The organism is Petrachloros mirabilis, assembly GCF_975968855.1.
On the sequence record NZ_CDLUDY010000227.1, the window covers coordinates 1 to 4256 of the forward strand.

3 protein-coding genes are annotated in these 4256 nt (G+C 51.5%); 2 read left to right on the forward strand and 1 reads right to left on the reverse strand.

Annotated features, from left to right (window positions below; translation table 11 throughout):
- Nucleotides 1-822, forward strand: an 822-nt coding sequence (locus ACWVCN_RS09390) for an EFR1 family ferrodoxin (RefSeq protein WP_455245326.1), incomplete at its 5' end; no start/stop codon positions are given.
- Nucleotides 823-1044: 222 nt separating this feature from the next.
- The gene (locus ACWVCN_RS09395; RefSeq protein WP_455245328.1) at nucleotides 1045-3543 is read left to right on the forward strand and encodes a DUF4062 domain-containing protein; all 2499 of its coding nucleotides are present in this window, start codon (nucleotides 1045-1047) and stop codon (nucleotides 3541-3543) included.
- Here the strand turns inward: ACWVCN_RS09395 and ACWVCN_RS09400 are convergent.
- A partial coding sequence (locus ACWVCN_RS09400) for a carbohydrate ABC transporter permease (protein WP_455245330.1) occupies nucleotides 3453-4256 on the reverse strand: 804 nt, incomplete at its 5' end. The two genes, ACWVCN_RS09395 and ACWVCN_RS09400, sit on opposite strands and share 91 nt — an antisense overlap.

Here is a 4256-nt window from a genome sequence, read left to right on the forward strand (position 1 = left end):
ATCCGATCGGTATCCTGTCTATATTTTTCTCCTACAGGAACAACAAAAACAATTGCACAAGGTATTGCTCAGGGCATTAATGCCGGATTTGTTGAGTTGGTGGACATAACGAAACGGTCGCACCGTGAAGGTCAGGCACTGACCATTAAAGACGACGTTGTTGTCCTCGCAACCCCGGTATATTACGGTCGTGTACCGGAGGAAATCACATCATACTTGACATCAATAAAAGGGGAGCAGACTCCTGTCGTACTTGTTGTGGTCTATGGAAACAGAGCGTTCGATGATGCCCTGAAAGAATTACATGATATTGCGGTGGCAGATAAATTAATTCCGGTGGCCGGTGGTGCTTTCGTTGCCGAGCATTCATATTCTTCAAGCGCTCAGCCGATTGCACCGGGCCGTCCTGATGATAGTGATATACGGAAGGCACAGGAATTTGGTGCCGCAGTCCGTGAGAAACTACAAAGCGTGAAGTCGTTCGAGGGCGTATCTTCTTTAGCGATTCCAGGTCAGGATCCATACGTCGAACCTGTAAATTTGAATATGATTAAAAAAGCCCGATCGGTAGTGGCCCTGACTCCGGAAACAGATTCTTCAAAATGCACACAGAGCGGGCAGTGTGCCGAGGTATGTCCGACCGGAGCAATTTCTCCCGATGATGTAACCCAGACGGACCGGTGGCAATGTCTTATATGCTTTGCGTGTGTCAAAAGCTGCCCGGAAGAGGCAAGACACATGAATGAACCAAATTTTCAAGCGGCAATTCAGAAGCTGCAGCAAAAATGCCGGGACAGAAAAGAGCCGGAAATCTTTTTGTAAATCAACGATGAGAATGCCTGACCATGAGGTCCAGAAAAGTAGTGAAATTTGGTGACGGGATGGGGTAATATTTTATTTTCAATATAAAAGGGGGGCGATGATTGAAGCTGACACTTTCAGGAAGCCTATTGAGTTGTAAAACATCTTTGTCCAAGGTCGAGGGCAGTCCCCATCGTGTCGGTAGGTGGCTTTCCTTAAAGTCTCGTGTCTCGGTAATTAGATATGCCTAGTACCCGAAAGATCATCCGCGCATTTCTGGCCTCCCCGGGTGATCTTCAGGAAGAGCGACAAGCCATTCGAGAAGTGGTTGACGAATTTAACGAGTCATGGGCGAACGAGCTTGGTTATCAAGTCGAACTGATTGGGTGGGAAGAAACCGTTGCGGGATTCGGCCGGCCGCAGCATCTCATAAACCAAGATCTTGATCGGTGCGATTTATTTCTTGGAATGATCTGGAAGAGGTGGGGTACTCCGCCTGACAACGATGGAGAATTCTCCTCTGGGTTCGAAGAGGAATTCGAACGGTCGATGGCAAGATGCGAGAAGACCGGAAGTCCCGAAATCTCACTCTTCGTCAAGCAAATCCCAGACGAGTTCATGGTGGATCCGGGTGATGACCTGAAGAAAGTTCTGGAGTTTCAAAAAAGGATCATTGCTGGCAAGAAGATTCTGTTTCAGAACTTCTCGACGGTGAGGGATATGGAAACGCTAGCTAGGAGATGCATCACCGCCTATGTAAATCGCGTCAGGGCCGAGACTGAATTATCCGAGCCCGACGAGCTGTGGACGAAAAGTACGCGATCGGGTTCTGGCAAGGCAGGGGAGGACGATAGAGGGCACGAATTGTCTCCGCTGTCTGCTGAAGGCTTTGGATTTCTTGAGGGTCTTGTCGAAAGGATAAAGCAGCCGGATTCTCTGGATACGCTCGAAGCGAGTGATGTTGCACGGTTTAGATTGTTAGCGAACTTAATATCAAAGCCGGGCAACGATGAGATGAATCTAGGTGTCCATGACATCAACGTCCTCTTCGCGGCACACATAGAAGGAATGGAGCTAGGTATGAGAGAAAAACGGTATCTAGCTCGCTTGGGTTTTAGCCATCTTGCTAACGAGAATGTACCCCTGTGGTGTTGGTATTCGGCTCTAGCGGATTCACAATTCGATCCTGCTATTGTCTCCTCGCTCTTCGGAAATGACGATAACGAGAAGGTTGGGGCGATTTCGGTGTTGACCGCACTGGCTCTCGATATCCCTACGGCTGATGACGTGATCAAACGAGACAGGCTCATCGACGCCTGGTTCTCAGATGAGTCATCGACCAGAGTGCGGACGGCAGCTCTCGGATATCTCACCAAATGCGGTACTGCGGGGGATCTGGAGATAACGAAGAAGGAATATGATCGGAGCGACTCCGGGACATCTCGCAGCGCACTTGAGTGCATGATCGGAATTCTGTTCCGAACTGGTCAGGCGAAGGAGGCCCAAGAGCTGGCCCTGGAGTCACAGTTTGAGACGCTCAACGCTCCTCTACTAGCGTCTGTGCTATCGGGGTTCGATGGCTTGGAAACCTCCGTGTTGCTTCTTGGCCTTGAACATCGCAACTCGCAGGTCCGACTGTGCGCAATGAAGTCGCTGCATGATCGTGGTGCATTGGATATCGGTATGGCTGAACGTCTAACTGGAGATAGCAATGCTCTAGTACGTGATGAGGCTGTCAAGGTGTTATTGAAACTTGGGAAGCCGCTTATTGAAGAGGAGATCAAGAAGATTCTTGTCCTGCCACAAAAGCAGTCTAGGTCTGGTCTCCTGGGTTTGGGCAGTACGGCGGGCTCAGACGAGGCTGGAAAGGAACTTTTTAAACAGTATCAGTTGGATGAGTTGAAGAGACTCTCTGAGGCGAAGCTTGAGAAGAAAGTTGCGGCGAGCCTGATGTACGATGACGCTGCGTACTTCGCACTCGTAGAAAGGTATTTCAGGAATCGCGCGGATGAACTTCGTCGCGACGTAGACGATAGGTTCAGTGCGTATTTCGCAGAGCGGATTCGACGGATGGAGGCTGCATTTGGTGATGACGTTGCCAGTCAGAATCTCGTCAAGAACACGAGAGACTTCGAGGATTATTTACGCAAAAAGCTCACTAGGCAGGGGTTGAATGTGCTGTGTGCGGCTCAAAAGCCTGAGGATTTGCAGAGGATAAGGGCCAACCTTAGAGATGGCTACGCAGAGGCGTCGAAGCATGATGCTGAGTATCTTGGAAGGCACGGTGAGTGGGCTGATATACTTATGCTTGCGAACGCCAAGGGTCCAAGGACCGGTGCGACACTTCTAACGATATCGGATGATGAGGAGTTTCAAGTCGAAGTCGCGAGGGCCATAACTTCAATCGGCAAGAAAGGCTCCACCTCAGATCTTCTTACTCTTGAGATGCCAACGGTTATTTTGAAGAAGGCAATTGAACTATGCGCGGAATCACGGTTTGCAAAAATATCACAGGATGCCTTGCTCGCCCTCTTCAACCACAAGTCGGCGGGGGTTCGTAAAGCCGCCGTTGTCCTGGCTGTACGGGCGCTCCCTGCGAAGCGGATCAAGTCGATTCTTCGTGAATACGTCGGCGGCGACAGGTATCGCTATTACAATGTCATCCATTGGCTGGATCTGGGTATTTCGATGCGTCGAGATGATGCCAAAAAGGTAGCGCGATCGGCCAGCAACTTTGATTGACAGCCGAGGGTCGCTCCATAGCCCAACTCACGCAGACCGATAGCGCGGTCGTAGAGATAAAAGACCAATGTCGTCGTGCTGCGGGCTGGGCCGCCCCCGGTGAGCACATAGACCGGGCCAAAAGCTTGGCTAGCATAAATCACGCCAGTAATCAACACCAGTGCCGTCGTCGGGCGCAACAAGGGCCAGGTGACGTGGCGAAAGCGCGCCCAGCCTCCCGCACCGGCGATGGCCGCAGCGTCGTAATAAACGCCGGGAATAGTTTGCAGGCCAGCCAGCAAGATCAGGGCATAATAACCGGTGAAACGCCAGACGTGAATCAAAACCAGCGCTGGCAACGCCCAAGCGGGGTCAGCTAGCCAACCGGGGTCGGGCAGACCGAGCGCCCGCAATATTCGATTGACCGGCCCCAGTTGGGGTTGCAAAGCCCACTCCCAGAAAAGGGCTGCTACAATGGTTGAGAGGACCACCGGTAAGAAAAATGCCAAGCGATAGAGTAGGTTGGCCCGCAGACGACGATTGAGTGCCAGGGCCAACATCAGGGATAAGACAGTGTTGGGAAGCACACTCCCCAACGTATAGAGCGCCGTGACTTTCAGCGCAGCCCAAAACTCTCGGTCACCCAACAGTCTTGTCCAGTTGTCCAAGCCGATGAAGCGTCGTTGCTGGCCGAGGAATGGCCAGTCCCAAAGAGAGAGATAGAGGGAAAAGCC

Bases quoted from the DNA above. Each gene is read 5' to 3' on its own strand.
- ACWVCN_RS09395 (WP_455245328.1), top strand. From the start codon at position 1,045: ATGCCTAGTACCCGAAAGATCATCCGCGCATTTCTGGCCTCCCCGGGT.